At 51.7% G+C, this 17,130-nt stretch carries 13 protein-coding genes; all 13 read right to left on the bottom strand.

Annotation, left to right across the window (positions count from 1 at the left end; all coding sequences use genetic code 11):
- Nucleotides 1–168: 168 nt before the first annotated feature.
- Nucleotides 169–1,713 carry an N-6 DNA methylase gene (locus KE531_11505; protein MBR9954225.1) on the bottom strand — a complete coding sequence of 515 codons (1,545 nt, stop codon included), beginning with the start codon at nt 1,711–1,713 and terminating at the stop codon, nt 169–171.
- An 844-nt stretch (nt 1,714–2,557) separates the two neighbouring features.
- The gene (gene tuf, locus KE531_11500; GenBank protein MBR9954224.1) at nt 2,558–3,751 is read right to left on the bottom strand and encodes an elongation factor Tu; all 1,194 of its coding nucleotides are present in this window, start codon (nt 3,749–3,751) and stop codon (nt 2,558–2,560) included.
- Nucleotides 3,752–3,864: 113 nt separating this feature from the next.
- Entirely contained in the window at nt 3,865–5,988 is a 2,124-nt protein-coding gene (gene fusA / locus KE531_11495; GenBank protein MBR9954223.1) for an elongation factor G, read from the bottom strand.
- Between the two features lie 15 nt (nt 5,989–6,003).
- Nucleotides 6,004–6,474 carry a 30S ribosomal protein S7 gene (gene rpsG, locus KE531_11490; protein ID MBR9954222.1) on the bottom strand — a complete coding sequence of 157 codons (471 nt, stop codon included), beginning with the start codon at nt 6,472–6,474 and terminating at the stop codon, nt 6,004–6,006.
- A gap of 310 nt (nt 6,475–6,784) precedes the next feature.
- Nucleotides 6,785–7,204 carry a 30S ribosomal protein S12 gene (gene rpsL / locus KE531_11485; GenBank protein ID MBR9954221.1) on the bottom strand — a complete coding sequence of 140 codons (420 nt, stop codon included), beginning with the start codon at nt 7,202–7,204 and terminating at the stop codon, nt 6,785–6,787.
- Between the two features lie 229 nt (nt 7,205–7,433).
- Entirely contained in the window at nt 7,434–9,281 is a 1,848-nt protein-coding gene (locus KE531_11480; GenBank protein ID MBR9954220.1) for an alpha-amylase family protein, read from the bottom strand.
- Between the two features lie 78 nt (nt 9,282–9,359).
- Nucleotides 9,360–11,330, bottom strand: coding sequence for a glucose PTS transporter subunit IIA (locus KE531_11475; GenBank protein MBR9954219.1), 1,971 nt, complete (start codon nt 11,328–11,330; stop codon nt 9,360–9,362).
- Nucleotides 11,331–11,360: 30 nt separating this feature from the next.
- Nucleotides 11,361–12,191, bottom strand: coding sequence for an HAD family hydrolase (locus KE531_11470; protein ID MBR9954218.1), 831 nt, complete (start codon nt 12,189–12,191; stop codon nt 11,361–11,363).
- Between the two features lie 24 nt (nt 12,192–12,215).
- The gene (gene ptsP / locus KE531_11465) at nt 12,216–13,832 is read right to left on the bottom strand and encodes a phosphoenolpyruvate--protein phosphotransferase (protein MBR9954217.1); all 1,617 of its coding nucleotides are present in this window, start codon (nt 13,830–13,832) and stop codon (nt 12,216–12,218) included.
- A gap of 39 nt (nt 13,833–13,871) precedes the next feature.
- Entirely contained in the window at nt 13,872–14,120 is a 249-nt protein-coding gene (locus KE531_11460; GenBank protein MBR9954216.1) for an HPr family phosphocarrier protein, read from the bottom strand.
- Between the two features lie 298 nt (nt 14,121–14,418).
- Entirely contained in the window at nt 14,419–15,411 is a 993-nt protein-coding gene (locus KE531_11455; protein MBR9954215.1) for a LacI family DNA-binding transcriptional regulator, read from the bottom strand.
- 16 nt (nt 15,412–15,427) lie between these two features.
- Nucleotides 15,428–15,811, bottom strand: a complete 384-nt coding sequence (locus KE531_11450) for a PaaI family thioesterase (protein ID MBR9954214.1) — start codon at nt 15,809–15,811, stop codon at nt 15,428–15,430.
- A gap of 92 nt (nt 15,812–15,903) precedes the next feature.
- Nucleotides 15,904–16,974 carry a glycosyl transferase family 2 gene (locus tag KE531_11445; protein MBR9954213.1) on the bottom strand — a complete coding sequence of 357 codons (1,071 nt, stop codon included), beginning with the start codon at nt 16,972–16,974 and terminating at the stop codon, nt 15,904–15,906.
- Between the last annotated feature and the right edge of the window lie 156 nt (nt 16,975–17,130).

Here is a 17,130-nt window from a genome sequence, read left to right as displayed (position 1 = left end):
TTTCCAGACATTCTCTCCTGACTGGACACCTTCAAAGGAAACTTAAAACTTCTATTCCAGAGAACATCCTGATTGATGTAAAAAGAGTTCCTTCATATGTTACAGTATCCTTGTCTAACTATATTGATGAATAATGAAAGAGCGAAAGTTTTGCCTTCGCTCTTTCGGTTAGCAATTGCTTAGATACTTTAGAAATATGTCGTTTAATATATTAAGTTCTGTATCTGTGATGGTTGTTGCCAGAGAATGATAAATGCTCATTATCTTTTCACAATCTTCAGACGAAATTAATGTTACATCCAACATAAGTGCAGAGTTCAAATCGTTTGGTTGAAATTTTTCCAGTCCATTTCCCAATTCTTTTCTGTTTTCTTTTAGTATCGTTTGGGCAATTGGTGTCAAGAAGTAACAAAAAATCAAATCAGTATATTCTTCGTATTCTTTTCTTACATAAACAGAGTGAAATGTAGTGAGTGTCTTGATTCCTAGGAGATTCCTTACAAACTTAATTTTATCTCTGCATGCAGAACTTACCCATATTGGAGCTGGCTTTTTTTGTTCTATAGTGTACCAAGGAACTCGGCTGGCTGGTAAATACTTATTATTGACACCTTCTTCTTCGCCTTGCCTAATGTATTCTTTAATTTCTTCTGTAAGTCCATCTTTAATATCCAACAAGTAGACCATTTTGTCTTGTTCTGCCAAAGCGTTGAAATCGTTTTCAGTAAAGATAATTGATTTGACATCTGCTGACCTACAAATGCACTTTTCAAAATAAAAGTCTGGAATATTTTTTTCACGAATCTTAGTCTTGTTAAAGCAGTAAAAGTCATTCGCTCCTGTCGCTATTCCTCTTGAAACCACGCAAAAGTTTGAAAGATTTATTAGGTTGTTATATGATACCGTTTCTTCGTGATAAAGATAGAGTCTCCATTTTTCATTAGGATTAATATCATCATACTTAACGCTAATATGATTTTCGTTTTCGAACACCATTGACATGGGTTTTTCGAGCTGATTAATAGAGTTAAGATTATAAAAAGAAATTTCCTCTTTCTCTTTTTTATCAAGAAGCAGAATACAACAAGTTGTAGTTGCGTTGAAAAACAAATCTTTATCCTTACGGAAATTGATAATTGATTTCAGCAATCTTTTTTCAATCATCAGTTTTTTAATTGCCACACCATACTTTGAATTGAGAAATTCGCTTGGAATAATATATGCCAATCGACTATTGTTAGACATTTGGAAAATACTTTTGATAAGAAACAATATATACAAATTTGTATAACTGCTGTATTTAATTCCGGTATAAGCACTTATTTTTTCAAGTATTTCAGTTCGATTTGAAACGGCTTGAAACCTATTATATGGAGGATTGCATACAATAGCATCAAATTGTAAATCCCAACCATTTAATAGGTAGTCGACATTATATATATTGGCTGACGTGGGATTTCCAAAAAAGTCCAAAATTTTATTGTCGATTTCGTATCCTGTTAGCTCGCACTCTGGGTTGACATATGCTGCGTATTGTAAAAAAACACTATTACCTACCGCGGGATCAAGAATAGTTTTGGCATTTCTACATGCCCATTCACACATGAATCGAGCAATTATTGGATTTGTGAAATACTGCCCTAATGACTTAATATGTTGCTGTGTTACTGACTTCGTATAATCAACTTCTTTTCGCATAACAGCTTTATTCATTGTCACTATCATCCTTCTTTAACACGATGCAATCTTCAGATTGGTCGTAATAAATCTTAAATTTCGTTACACCTTTTTCTGCGTTAAGGTTTGCTAAGATGCTTTTAGGCAACCTAATACGCATATCTTTTTGCAGGATATAGGTATCCAAGTAAATTAGTTCTCTCGACATTTCAATTCCTTTCAGCCTAATTTTAGTCTAATAATAGCATAAGCTCAGTCTAAAATCAATGGTGTGCTCCCTCATAGGCTGCATTCCGCCTTTCCTGGTTGGACTAAAGATTTCGCCCTCCACTAAAAAAGCATCTACTATGACCTCTTATAAAAACCTGCCCCTTTGGGTACTTCTGCAAGTTCAGCATCGTCTTGCAGCAGCGGTTACTCCTCTCAAAGCGTTCCATGCAGCCCCCTGAGTACCACACGTTTCTTTCCTGCCATCCATGCGCCGCTAAACTCACGATAAAAAATAAGCTATACCTAGCCATCAAACCAAGTATAGCTTATTTTCAGTTTAGCCCCTCGTCGTCAGATGCCTTAAATGGTCAAATTTGGGGGGTAACCTTTTTATGAACGTCTGGCTAATCGCCAAAGCCTTTCTTGTGTAAGAGGAAACTCAGTTTCCTCTTACATCGAGCAGGGGAGATTTCCCCTGTTCAGTATTGCACACAAACATTCCCTACGTGCTCCATATTCTTACACCCAGCAAATGGCATTTCATGCGAGCATGATACCGCTTGCCAGGCTTATGAAACAAGAAAAGCTCCCCGGATAAATCCGGGAAGCTCACTTTGCGCTTGGACATAACGGTATCCTTGGATACCTCTATTTATTTTTCACGAATTGATTATTCGATGATGGAAACAACTCTACCGGAACCAACGGTACGGCCGCCCTCACGGATAGCGAAGCGGAGACCCTGCTCCATAGCTACCGGGTGGATCAGCTCGATGGTCATCTCTACGTTGTCGCCAGGCATGCACATCTCGGTGCCAGCCGGAAGCTCGCAAACGCCGGTAACGTCTGTTGTTCTGAAGTAGAACTGCGGACGATAGTTGTTGAAGAACGGAGTATGACGGCCGCCCTCGTCTTTGGTCAGAACGTAAACCTGAGCCGTAAATTTCTTATGGCACTTTACGGAACCCGGTTTTACAAGACACTGTCCTCTCTGGATCTCAGTTCTCTGAACACCACGAAGCAGAGCGCCGATGTTGTCACCAGCCTGAGCCTGATCAAGGAGCTTACGGAACATCTCGATACCAGTTACAACCGTCTTGCGGGTCTCCTCATGGATACCAACGATCTCAACCTCGTCGTTGAGCTTCAGCGTACCACGCTCTACACGGCCAGTAGCAACGGTACCACGGCCAGTGATGGTGAATACGTCCTCAACCGGCATAAGGAACGGCTTATCGGTGTCACGAACCGGATCCGGAATATAGCTGTCAACTGCAGCCATAAGCTCCATAACCTTGTCGCCCCACTCGCTCTGCGGATCCTCAAGTGCCTTAAGAGCGGAACCCTGGATAACCGGAGTGTCATCGCCCGGGAACTCGTACTCGTTAAGAAGGTCTCTGATCTCCATCTCAACCAGCTCAAGGAGCTCCGGATCGTCTACCATGTCACACTTGTTCATGAATACAACGATGTACGGAACGCCTACCTGACGGGAAAGCAGGATGTGCTCTCTTGTCTGAGCCATAACACCATCCGTAGCAGCAACTACAAGGATAGCGCCGTCCATCTGAGCTGCACCAGTGATCATGTTCTTTACATAGTCAGCATGGCCAGGGCAGTCAACGTGTGCATAGTGTCTGTTCTCTGTCTCGTACTCTACGTGTGCGGTGGAGATTGTGATTCCACGCTCTCTCTCTTCCGGAGCCTTATCAATATTCTCAAAATCAGTAGCTACGTTTCCGGCAACTCTCTCGGAAAGTACCTTTGTAATAGCTGCTGTTAATGTAGTTTTACCATGGTCAACGTGTCCAATGGTACCAATGTTACAATGCGGTTTGGTTCTCTCAAACTTAGCTTTTGCCATTTTAAAACGTCCTCCTTAATTTGCGCCCATTGGGCTATTCTATTTAACTAGGCTGAATAATATTATATTCGATTCCAAAAATATTTTCAAGCCCGTTCTTGCTTAATTCACGCTTATTTCGCGCCTTTTCTCTCGGCAATGATCTTCTCCTGGACACTCTTCGGAACCTGCTCGTATTTCTCAAAGAACATGGAGTAGTTGCCGCGTCCCTGGGTCTTGCTTCTTAAATCTGTGGAGTAACCGAACATCTCGGCAAGCGGAACGAATGCTCTTACCATCTTGCCTCCGCCGATATCGTCCATACCTTCGATACGTCCGCGGCGGGAGTTGATGTCGCCGATAACGTCGCCCATGTACTCCTCAGGCATCGTTACCTCTACCTTCATGATCGGCTCAAGAAGCACTGCACCGGCCTTTGCCATAGCATCCTTGAATGCCATGGATCCGGCAATGTGGAATGCCATCTCGGAGGAGTCGACCTCGTGGTAGGAACCGTCGAATACGTTTGCGTGAACGCCCAGTACCGGGAATCCGCCGAGGATACCGGATTTGGCAGCCTCTTCGATACCCTCGCCGACTGCCGGGATGTATTCCTTCGGAATTGCACCGCCGACAACGCTGGACTCGAACTTGAATGTCTCCTCGCCGTTGGGATCCATCGGCTCGAAGTGTACCTTACAGTGACCGTACTGACCGCGGCCGCCGGACTGTCTTGCATACTTGCTGTCAACGTCAACGGCCTTGGTGAAGGTCTCTTTATAAGCAACCTGCGGAGCGCCCACGTTGGCCTCTACCTTGAACTCACGAAGGAGACGGTCAACGATGATTTCAAGATGCAGCTCGCCCATACCGGAAATGATGGTCTGGCCGGTCTCGGAATCGGTGTGGACACGGAAGGTCGGATCCTCTTCTGCAAGCTTTGCAAGGGCCTCGCCCATCTTGTCCTGTCCGGCTTTCGTCTTCGGCTCGATGGCGATGTCGATAACCGGCTCCGGGAACTCCATGGACTCGAGGATTACCGGATGCTGCTCGTCGCAGATGGTATCACCAGTCGTCGTCGTCTTGAAGCCGACAGCGGCAGCGATATCTCCGGAGTAAACCTTGTCAAGCTCCTGTCTCTTGTTGGCATGCATCTGAAGGATACGGCCAACACGCTCTTTTTTGCCCTTTGTTGCATTTAACACGTAGGAACCGGAGTTCATGGTACCGGAATATACGCGGAAGAATGCAAGCTTTCCAACGAACGGGTCAGTCATGATCTTGAATGCAAGAGCAGAGAACGGCTCTTCATCGGAAGAATGACGGACGATCTCGTTGCCGTCCATATCCACGCCCTTGATGGCCGGGATATCGGTCGGAGCAGGCATATATTCAAGGACAGCGTCCAGAAGCTTCTGAACACCTTTGTTTCTGTAAGCGGAACCGCAGCATACCGGAATGGCCTGGCATTCGCAGGTAGCCTTTCTGAGGACTTTCTTCATATCCTCAACGGACGGCTCTTCGCCCTCGAGATACTGCATCATCAGGTCATCATCCAGCTCGCAGATCTTCTCAACCAGCTCGCTGCGGTATAACTCTGCATCATCAGCCATCTCTTCCGGAACGTCGACAATGGAAACATCCTCGCCCTTGTCGTCGTTGTAGATATAAGCCTTCATCTCGAACAGATCGATGATTCCCTTGAATTCATCTTCCTTGCCAATCGGGATCTGAAGGCAGATAGCGTTCTTGCCGAGCCTTGTACGGATCTGCTCGACAGCGCCGTAGAAGTTTGCACCCATGATATCCATCTTGTTGATGAATGCCATTCTCGGTACGTTGTAGGTGTCAGCCTGGCGCCATACGTTCTCGGACTGGGGCTCAACACCGCCCTTTGCACAGAATACGCCGACAGCGCCGTCCAGAACACGCAGGGAACGCTCAACCTCTACCGTGAAGTCAACGTGGCCTGGGGTATCAATGATATTGATACGATGCTCCAGGGCACCTGGTTTCGGCTTGCAGTTCTCCTGAAGCGTCCAGTGGCAGGTGGTAGCTGCGGAAGTGATGGTAATACCTCTCTCCTGCTCCTGCTCCATCCAGTCCATGGTAGCTGTACCTTCATGAGTGTCACCAATTTTATAGTTTACACCAGTGTAATAGAGGATACGCTCGGTCAGTGTGGTCTTACCAGCATCGATGTGAGCCATAATTCCAATATTTCTGGTTCTCTCCAATGGATATTCTCTTCCAGCCAAGGAATTTTCCTCCTTTTAGAATCTGTAATGAGCAAATGCCTTGTTGGCCTCTGCCATCTTGTGCATTTCCTCTTTCTTCTTCACGGCTGCGCCAGTGTTGTTGGCAGCGTCCATGATCTCGTTTGCAAGTCTGTCCATCTGGGTCTTCTCAGATCTCTTTCTGGAATACTGAGTCAGCCAGCGAAGGGCCAGAGCCTGTCTTCTGTCCGGCTTAACCTCAATCGGTACCTGGTAGGTGGCACCGCCGATACGTTTTGCCTTAACCTCGAGAACAGGCATGATGTTGTTCATAGCCTCTTCAAATACTTCTACGGCATCCTTTCCGGTCTTCTCAGCAACCTGGCCGAATGCGCCGTAAACGATCTTCTGAGCAACTCCTCTCTTGCCGTCTAACATGATGTTGTTGATTAACTTCGTAACAACCTTGTTATTGTACAGAGGATCTGCTAATACGTCTCTTTTCTGAGTATGTCCTTTACGTGGCACGTTACTTCCCTCCTTAATCATAAATTGATCAATTCATCGGTACTCACATGTTTCCATAAAATGTGTTCGCGCTCGGTAGTTATCTATTTCCTGCAACCCACAGGTTCAATATCACCGGCACTGACTTTACACTTTACTGCTGTTAGTGAATGTCCTTTTTTCTGCGGAACTCCGGCTCGCCTCATTTGGACGGGAAACCCGAACTCCGCTTCGCGTTGCGCCTTGCGGTATTCCGGCCCATCCCATTCAGACGGGAAACCCGAACTCCGCTTCGCTGCGTTTGGGTAGCGGTAATTGCTTCGCAATTACCTTATTTCTTATCTTTCGGTCTCTTGGCGCCGTACTTGGAGCGGGCCTGCTTTCTGTTGGCTACGCCTGCGGTATCCAGCGTACCTCTGATGATGTGGTATCTGGTACCCGGAAGGTCCTTAACACGGCCGCCGCGGATCAGAACTACGGAGTGCTCCTGAAGGTTGTGACCCTCGCCCGGAATGTAGCTCGTTACCTCGATTCCGTTGGAAAGACGAACCCTGGCAATCTTTCTAAGAGCGGAGTTCGGCTTCTTAGGAGTTGCAGTCTTAACAGCGGTACAAACGCCTCTCTTCTGCGGAGCGGATACGTTGATGGCTTTCTTCTGAAGGGAGTTGTAACCTCTCTGAAGAGCCGGTGCTGTGGATTTCTTGGTTGTCGTCTGTCTTCCTTTTCTTACTAACTGGTTAAATGTAGGCATCCTGTTCACCTCCTGTGATATTGTCTGTGGTTGCTTCTTTTCAGCCTTTTTGCGGCAATCATACGCGCACCAAAAATGGGACGCACTTATGCACGCCCCATTATTATATACAGACTTTCTTTCCCTGTCAAGGAAAAACCTTAAATTTTATCGGCAGAATGCGGATTTTCGGCTTATGATACGCGTGGGCTCGTTGTCTTATGTCCGGACACCCGGCTCTGTCCCTGCCCTACGCCTGTTTTTCCTCCCGGAAAAGCCACCATGCCCCGTATCCCGGCATGGTTTTCCAGGCTGCCGCTTCCTCGCGGCCGGAAATCAGCTCCTTAAAGCTTCCTTCCGTAATTCCCCGGACGGTTTCCTCGCTTCCGTTAAAATTAAACAGCGCGTAAAGCTCCTGCCCCTGGCACTTCCTCAGAACGCCGAGGACATGGCTGTTTCCCGTATCGAAGGTGGAAACGGCCGCGTTTCCGGAGAATACGCCGTAAGCGGCGCGCAGCGTCTCCATGTTCCGCAGGCTCTCAAAAATCCGCCCGGAAACCGCGTTCCCCTCCGTAAGCTCCCATGGGAAGCGGCCGCGGTGGAGATAGCGGCTGTCAAATTTCTTATAGGGGTCTTCCTTATAGGAGTAGTCGTTTAAGGCACCGACTTCATCGCCGCTGTAAAGAACGGGGATGCCGCTCTGGACAAAGAGCCATGCATGAAGCATCTCGATGAGCCTTACGGCCTTCTCCGTTTTTTCTGCGTCGTTCTCATAGAGCGCCGCCTCCAGGCCGCTTAAAGAGGCCGTCGTCCCGCAGAGCCGTGCGTCCTTAAGCCGCGGGTCGTTGTTGTAAAGCTCGCCCCTGGCATCGCTTCCTGGCCACTGCCCCGTCAGGTAATCGTTGAGGTACTTTTTATGGGCCGCCTCGTCGATTTCAAACTGGGAAAGCCAGTCATAGTCAAGTCCCCAGCCGATGTCATCATGGCAGCGCAGGTAGTTTAAGAACACGTAGTCCTTCGGCAGGGCCGAAACCTGATCCATCTGGCGCTTTAAAAGGGCCACATCCTTTGTCGCCACCGTGTTCCAGGTGCTCGCCATGGTCGTCACGTTGTAAAGCATGTGGCACTCCGGCTTCTCGACCGTACCGAAATACGGCACCACCCGGGCCGGCTCCATGACAACCTCGCCGAGAAGCAGCACGCCGGGGCAGACAATCTCACAGACGAGGCGCATCATCCGGACGATGGTATGCACCTTTGGATGGTTCCGGCAGCTTGTGCCAAGTTCCTTCCATATATAAGGCACGGCGTCCAGCCGCATCACGTCGATGCCGCGGTTGGCAAGATACAGCATGTTGCAGGTCATATCGTTGAAGACCGTGGAATTTCCGTAGTTTAAATCCCACTGGTAGGGGTAGAACGTCGTCATGACAACCTGCCTGCAATCCTCCAGCCATGTAAAATTTCCCGGCACCGTGGTCGGGAACACCTCTGGCATGGTTTCCTCAAACTGTTTCGGGATGTCCCAGTTATCATAGAAAAAGTAGCGGCTTCTCGCCTCGGGATCGCCGGCCCGAGCCGCCTTCGCCCAGGCATGGTCTTCGCTGGTGTGGTTCATGACAAAGTCGAGACAGCAGCTAATCCCCTGCCTGCGGCACTCGGCTGTCAGCTCCTCCAGCTCTTCCATGGTTCCAAGCTCCGGCCGCACTTTCCTAAAATCCGCCACCGCATAGCCGCCGTCATCGCGCCCTTTGGGGCTGTCGAGAAGCGGCATCAGGTGGAGATAATTGACGCCGCAGGATTTTATATAAGGAAGCTTCTCCTTCACGCCGGACAGGTTTCCGGCAAAGGCGTCTACATATAACATCATGCCGAGCAGGTCGTTTTTCCGGTACCAGTCCGGCGACTTCTCCCGCCTCCTGTCCTGGCGCTTTAATTCCGCGCTCCGCTTTGTGTATGCATCATACATGGCGCCGCAGAGCCAGTCGAGTCCGTCCATATGATTGTGGTACAATTCACAATATAGCCATTTAAGCTCGTCGTAGCGCGCGTCAAAGCGCTCTGCAAACTCTGGCTTCCAGTTTTTCCGCTCCATCATTTCCTTCTCCTGTTTTGCATGCGCGCGGCGGGCCGGGACGAAAAGCCCCCGTTTCCCGCCGCTTCGGCATGATTTTTGTTATGGCTTCACACAGAATACCTTCTCCAGCGTACCTGCCGCGCCTGTCTTTTCTCTCCTGCACGCGGTGTAGTCGTCGCTGTTTGTCACCAGTACAGCCGTCACCGTGCTGTAACCGGCCGCCTTGATCTTTTCCATATCAAAGGAGAGAAGCTTCTGCCCGGCCTTTACCGCCTCGCCTTCGGAGACGAAAAGCTCAAAGCCGTCGCCGTTCATGTTGACCGTATCAATGCCCACATGGATCAGAATTTCCATCTCACCGGGGCCTGTGATGCCGACGGCGTGGCGGCTGTCCGTCACGGAGGAAATTACGCCGTCCACGGGAGCGACCACCTCGCCTTTTTCCGGTACGATTCCGATGCCGTCGCCCATGATTCCCGTGGCAAAGGTCTCATCCGGGATCTCCTCCCGCGGGATGACCTGGCCGCAGATCGGGTTATAAAGGAGATATTCCCCGTTTTCCATGGCCGGCAGGGCGGTTTTTTCGTCTGCCGCGGCGGCCGTCTGAGCCTCTGATTCCGGCGCTGTTTCGGCCGCTTCCGGTGTCGCCGGAGCTTTCACCGTTTCCGGTGCCGCTTTTTTCCCTTCTCCTTCCGGTTCCTCTTCCTTCCAGACAATCCAGGTGAGGCCGAAGGCTACGGCTGCCGATACAAGAAGGACGATGGCGTACTGGGCCGTGTAGTCAAGGGTGATTAAGAATCCCGGAAGTCCCGTGACACCGTAGGAGGTGGCCCCGATGTGGAAAATGGCTCCGAGAAGTGCTCCGCATGCACCGCCGGCCATACCGCAGGCCAGAGGCTTTACGAGGCGCAGATTAACGCCGAAGATGGCCGGTTCCGTAATTCCTAACGCCGCCGAAAGAGACGAGGGGATCGCCACAGACTTCATCTTCGCATTCCTAGCCTTCAGACCTACGGCCAGGCAGGCCGCGCCCTGGGCAAAGTTTGCTGCCGACGCAATGGGCATCCAGGTGTTGAGGCCGTTTTCCGCCGAAAGCATACCGGCCTCGATGACGTTATACATGTGGTGGATTCCGCATACAACCGTAAGCGGGTAGAGAGCGCCCATAATCATGGCGCCGATGCCGTGGCCCACGGTAATAATATATCCTGCAAAATCCAAAATATAGTTTTCGGCCGTGGAAAAGATCGGGCCGATGAGTCCCAGGGTCAGAAACGCCGTAAACAATACGGTGCAGAGCGGCGTCACAAAGAGATCCACCATCTCCGGCACATGCTTATGGAGCCAGCTCTCCACACGGCACATGATCCAGACGGCGATTACCACCGGGATCACATGGCCCTGGTAGCCCACCTGCCGGATGGAAAGGCCGAACAGGTTCCAGACCGGAATCTCCGAGGCGTCCATGCCGCTTACCGACCAGGCGTTTATGAGGCTCGGATGGATCATAATCATACCGATGACGGCGCCAAGGAAAATATTCCCGCCGAACACCCGCGCCGACGATACGGCAATCAGCACCGGAAGGAACGTAAAGGCCGTATTGGATAAAAGATCCAGAATCCCGTACCAGTCGCTGGCCGCAAAGCCGGGCACAGCCTTTCCGATGGCCTCCACCAGGCCCATCATCAGGCCGGAAGCCACGATGGCCGGCAGAATCGGCACAAATACGTCGCCGAGGGCCTTTACCATCCGCTTGATGACCGGCTGTTTCGCGGCGGCCGCCGCCTTTACCTCTTCCTTCGTAGCGGCCGTCATGCCGCTGACCTTCAAAAATTCTTCGTAGACCTTGTTGACGGTTCCCGTCCCGATGATGAGCTGGAGCTGACCGTTGCTCTCAAAGACGCCGCGGACACCGTCGACATTTTCAAGTTTTTTCATGTCGATTTTTCCGTTGTCCACCGTCACCAGCCTGAGCCGCGTCGCGCAGTGCGCCGCACTCACGATATTTTCCCTGCCGCCGAGGTTTTCATAAATTTCTCTGGCGCATTTCCCATAATCAATAGCCATTTCCCTGTCCTCCGCCGAATTTCCCCATTTTTAGATGAATCCGTATTTTTCAAATGCCCGGTACAGCCCGTCGTCTGTGACAGCCGGGCAGACATCGTCTGCGATTTTCTTTAAGGCTTCGCTTCCGTTCTCCATGCAGACCGACGTTCCCGCCGTCTTAAGCATCTCCAGGTCGTTCATGCTGTCTCCGAAGGCGATGGTGTCTTCCACCGGGATACCCAGATGCCGACAGACGCGCTCCACGCCTTTTCCCTTGTCGAACTGCCGGTTCACCACCTCGCCGTTTATGATCCCGTAGGCGTCCGGCTCCTGGATGCAGAAGTGAAAGCCGCCGCCAAGAAGTTTTTGGGGCTCCAAAAGCTGTCCGGCCTCCTGGCACATGATAACCACCTTATAGACCGGCTCACCGCCGTATTCCTTCATGGAACGGATGTTTAAGGATTTTTCAATCTGCTTCCGCCACCGGAGCAGCTCGCTGTTTTTCCCGCTTCCTGCATGCTCTGCCAAAAACTCTTTGAAGCCGTCGTCGGTATAGGAACCGTCCAGGCATTCCACCGTGCGGTAAATCCCGTTTTGTTCCAGGATCCCCAGAACCTGCTCCTTCTGCACTTCGGTCATGGGGCAGTCATAGATCGTCTGCTCTCCCATCCGGATGTAGCCGCCGGAGCTTGCTACGGCCCCGTCAAAGCCGTATTTTAAAAGCGGCGACAGCATTCCGTAATTCCTGCCGGTACATAAGAACACATAGTTCCCGTTTTCCCGCGCCAGGTTCACGGCCCTGACGGCCGATTCCGGCGGCTCGTTGGTTCCCGGCTCTGTGAGCGTCCCGTCAATGTCCAAAAAAATGATTTTCTTTCCCATATCCTGCCTCATTCATCCTGTATTTTAGCCCTGAATGTTCCGAACCGCCTCCCGCACGGCCAGAATCATGCCGGGCGATACGGAAAGCTCGTCGATTCCCATGTCCACGAATTCCTTCGTCAGGGTCACATCCGCACCGAGCTCTCCGCAGATTCCGACCCAGCAGCCTTCCTTATGGCCGTTTTCCGTCACCAGCCGGATCAGCCTCAAAACGGCTTCGTGGTGGGGATTGAAAAAACGCGCCAGGTTCTCGTTCTGCCGGTCGATGGCCATGACGTACTGGCTTAAATCGTTGGTGCCGATGCTGAAAAAGTCCACTTCCTTTGCCAGAAGGTCGCTGATGACAGCCGCCGCCGGCGTCTCTATCATAATGCCCTCTTCGACGTTTCCGAAGGGCACGCCCTGTCCCTTTAGCTCCGCCCGGACTTCGGCGGAAATCTCTTTGATCCGGCGCACTTCCTCTACCGAGGTAATCATCGGGTACATGATGGCGATCTCACCGAAGGCGCTGGCCCGGTAAATGGCGCGAAGCTGGGTTTTAAAGATTTCCGGCCGCTCCAAACAGATCCGGATGGCCCGAAAGCCCATGGCCGGGTTTTCTTCCTTTTCAAGGCCAAAATAATCCGCTTTCTTGTCTGCGCCGATGTCAAGCGTCCGGATCACGACCTTCTTCCCGGCCATGGTCTCGGCCGCCAGCTTGTAGCTCTGGAACTGTTCCTCTTCGCTGGGGTAATCGTCGTTCTGAAGATACAGGAATTCGCTCCGGAACAGGCCGATCCCCTCGGCGTCGTCCTCTAAGGCCACGGCCACGTCGGCCGTGCTGCCCACATTGGCAAAGAGATTGATCTTCCTGCCGTCTGCCGTGACGGTCTCTTTCCCCTTAAGCTCCTGGCGGCGGCGCTCCCGCTCCATGTCCTCTTTAAGCTTTTTCTCCATGGCCGCCAGCGTCTCCTCGTCAGGATCTATGTAAAAGGTTCCGCTGTATCCGTCCACAATGGCCAGCTTTCCGTCCCACTCTTCTTTCACCGGGATGCCGATGAGCGCCGGGATGTTCATGGTGCGGGCCAGAATCGCCGTGTGGGAATTGGAAGAGCCGTACTCGGTCACAAAGCCGAGAAGCTTGGACTTATCCATCTGTACCGTCTCGCTGGGCGCCAGGTCCTTTGCCGCCACGATCACCGGTTCGCCGCCCATGCTGTTATCCCGCGTCCCGTCCATCAGCGCTGTGATGAGCCGCTCGGAGATATCCCGGATATCCGCAGCTCTCGCCCGGAAATATTCGTCCTCCATCTCCGAAAACATTTTGGCAAAATTGTCGCCGGTGACGGCTACCGCATATTCCGCGTTGACCTGCTGGCCCTCGATGATGTTTTTTACGGCGTCGTTGTAGTCGTCGTCTTCCAGCATCATGGTCTGAACCTCAAAAATTGCCGCGTTGATCTCGCCGACCTCCTGGAGCGCTTTTTCATAAAGCACACCCAGCTCTTCGCCTGCCTTTTCCCTGGCAGCCTCGTACCGCTTCCATTCTGCGGCCGCATCCTCGATGCGGTGCCGCTTGACGACCTGTTCCTCTTTCGCGTAGAACCAGATGCGCCCGACTGCAATCCTCTGAAAAATGGATTTTCCCTTATACTGTTCCATGTCCCGTACCCCCCCCCTGCGCCGGAATTCACCCGGTTTTTACAGATTTGCCTCCAGAAACTCTTTTACCTTCATAAGCACCTCGTCGCTCTCCGACGATACCACAATCTCGTCGCCTTTCTTTGCGCCGAGGCCCATGACCGCGATGAGCTTTGAAGCATCTACGGTCTTCTCGCCCTTCGTGACCGTCACCTCACAGCCGGCTCCCTTCACAAGCTTTACCAGCATCCCAGCCGGTCTCGCGTGAATTCCAACTTCGTCTTTGATTACATAATGAAACTGTCCCATATTTCTTTTCTCCTTTTCCTTTGATTTCATATTATGATATCGTTCTCACTAAAATTATGTTTTAATACATTGTTTGTTTTGTGTTTGCTTGTGATTCATATATGAAATCGTTCTCACTTATGGATTTATTATATCCATGGAGCGGATTGATGTAAATTGACAAATTAGATAAAATTAGGGATGGAAACTATGCAGAATAGACAAATCGCTGGCGCCAGGCGCACACGTGCGCCGGAACGCGGCGGTATCAGCAGAAAAAAAGAGGGCAGCCAGGTTCCCTCTCCGGATTCCTGCTGCCCTATCTGCCGTTCCCTCTCAGGGAACCGCGCATTACAATCTCATAACCCATCTTCAGTTCCTTCACCACGGCCCCCTCCGTCTCCATCCGTTCCACCAGCATTTTCGCCGCTTCCATCCCGCTCGTCTTATAGGGGATATGTACGGTGGTGAGGGCAGGGCTCACAATCCGCGCAGGGATCGTGTCGCCGATGCCGGCCACCTGGATGTCTCCCGGCACCGATTTCCCGGCTTCCTTTAAATAGAGGACGGCTCCGACAGCGATGTTGTCCGTCGCACAGAACACGGAATCCACCGACGGCTCCCGCTCTAAAAGCTCCTTCATTTTCTCCATGCCGGATTCAATGGAAAAATCACCTTCCGCCATCAGCTCCGGCCGGCAGGGAAGCTTCCGCCTCTTTAGCGCCGCCTCGTACCCGCGCCGTCTTTCCAGGCCGACGGCCTCGTCTTTATCCGTGACCCCGATATAAGCCGGGACACGGCCGTTTTCAAGAAGCAGCTCCGTCAGCTCCCAGGCCGCATGGAAATTGTCGTGGTAAACGCAGGAATAGCCCTCCAGCCGCTGACTTAAAATCACAAGCGGTACCCGGCACTCCTTTAAGGCCTTTTTATGCCTGGACGTAAAAATCGTCGCAATGAACAGGATCCCGTCCACATGGCTTTCTTTAAAGATGTTGAGGTATTTGATTTCCTCGCTGATGTCGTTGTTGGTGTTCGCCAGAAGAATCTGGTAGCCATGCTCCGAGAGGATGTCGCTGATCCCGGCCACCATGCGGCTCACCGTATCAGAGCTGATCTTCGGCAGGATGACGCCTACTAACTTCGTCTTTTTCGTCCTCAGCATCTGCGCCTGGGACGACGGCTTATAGCCGGTCTCCTCGATAACCTGGCGGATGCGTTCCTTCTTTTCCCCGCTCACATAGCCCTCGTTTAAGTACCGGGACACCGTCGCCCGCGACACTCCGGCCAGCTTTGCAATTTCATTGATATTCAAGCCTGCCGCCTCCTTCTTATTCCCCAAGGCAGAACATATCCAGCGTCGCGTCTGCCAGGAGCTTTCCGCTTTCGTCTGTCACCGGCACATGGATGATGACAACTTTTCTTCCACGTTTCACGAGAATCCCTTTTGCCGTCAGTGTCCCGGCGGTCACGTTCCCGATGAAGTTGATATGGGCGCTCTGGGTCGCATACATCCGCCCATCGGCCCGCGCCGTGATTCCGGCCACGCAGTCAGCCATGGTGAAAATCAGGCCGCCGTGAACCGTGCCGTTTACGTTTAAGGAATCGCCGCAGATCTTCACCTGGACGACGCTGCACTCCGGGGAAATCTCCACTACTTCGATATGGTTGTATTTCAAGTATGGGTTGCTGTCTGTATATTCTTTGGGATCCATGCTTACTTTTTTGGTTTGCATATGGTGTTCTCCTTTTGTTTTTCATGCTGCGTAATCCGCCTGCTCTTATTGTATCCTGAAATCCAAAAATTTCAAACAGAATTTCCGTCAGTTTTTTCCTTTTCTTCGTCTTTCCCGTTCTCATGCACCAGTTTTTCCAAAAGTTCCGCATTCCCACGAAGCCTCTCATTCCCCGGCTCAATCTCAAGCGCCTTCCTCGCCGCCAGAAGCGCCTCCTCTGTCCGGCCCGTCTGATAAAAGGCGATGGAGCGGAGGTCATAGGGCAGGCTCCCCCAGGCGGCCGCTTCACAGATATACGACTTGGGCCGCTCCTTAAGCGCCAGCGCACAGCTGGTAAAATAGAGGACGCCGTCCCACTCCTCTTCGTCATAGAGAAGCAGGGCAAGATCCATGTACGCCTCCCTGAGGTGCGGTGCCTCGGCGATGGCCTTTAAGTACCACAGACGTCCGACGGCCGGCTCGCCCTTCATCACATAGGATTTGGCAATATAGCGCATGGACGCCGCCCGCTCATCGGCCCATGTGGCCGACGGCATGACAAGGTGGTGCTTCAGCGTGCGGATGCAGTCGTCCCACCGCTTCTTATACATGTATTCCCGGCCCAGGTAATGAGTGTTCCGGTCGTCCTCCGGCGCCTCCCGGACCGACAGCTCCAGAAGCGGCAGGTACTGGGCGCGGGATTTTTCCTGGTCGGGATAATGATTGAGCTGTACGCCCTCCGCAAACACCCGCTTTTCCCGGCCGCCCGCCATATCCCACTCCAGCACCTCGTGCACCGGATGGATCCAGCGGTAGCCGTGCCTGGAATGGATCTGTTCGATCCAGAACACGACGCCCTCGGAGCCGTCCTGGTTAAAGCTCCAGGTATAACGGTAGGACGCCCGGTTCGTCCCCGGCTTCCACGCCGCTTCAAGCTTTTCCCGCCAGCCAGGCTCTAATACCTCGTCGAGATCTGTGCTGACGCAGATGTCCGCATCCTCCGGCACAAGGTCAAGCGCATGATTCCTGGCTGTGTCAAACCGCCACGGCGTGATGATTTCCACACGCACAAGAGCGCCGCGGCTCTTTAATTTCTCTGCCGTCCCGTCTGAAGACCCGGTGTCTAACACCACCACCTGATCTGCCTCTGACATGGAGTCCATCCACCTGTCCACAAATTTAGCTTCATTCTTACAGATTGCATACACAACTACCTTCACGAATTTTCCTCCTGGAAATTTTCATTTATAATGCCGCCTGCCGGACTTGCGCTGCACAAAAGGGCGGTGACTGGCACCGCCCTCCCATGCTCAGGCCGT

It is taken from the genome of Eubacteriaceae bacterium Marseille-Q4139, from assembly GCA_018223415.1.
In the GTDB taxonomy this organism is placed as follows: Bacteria; Bacillota; Clostridia; order Lachnospirales; family Lachnospiraceae; genus CABSIM01.
This window is presented reverse-complemented; position numbering and strand designations above follow the sequence as displayed.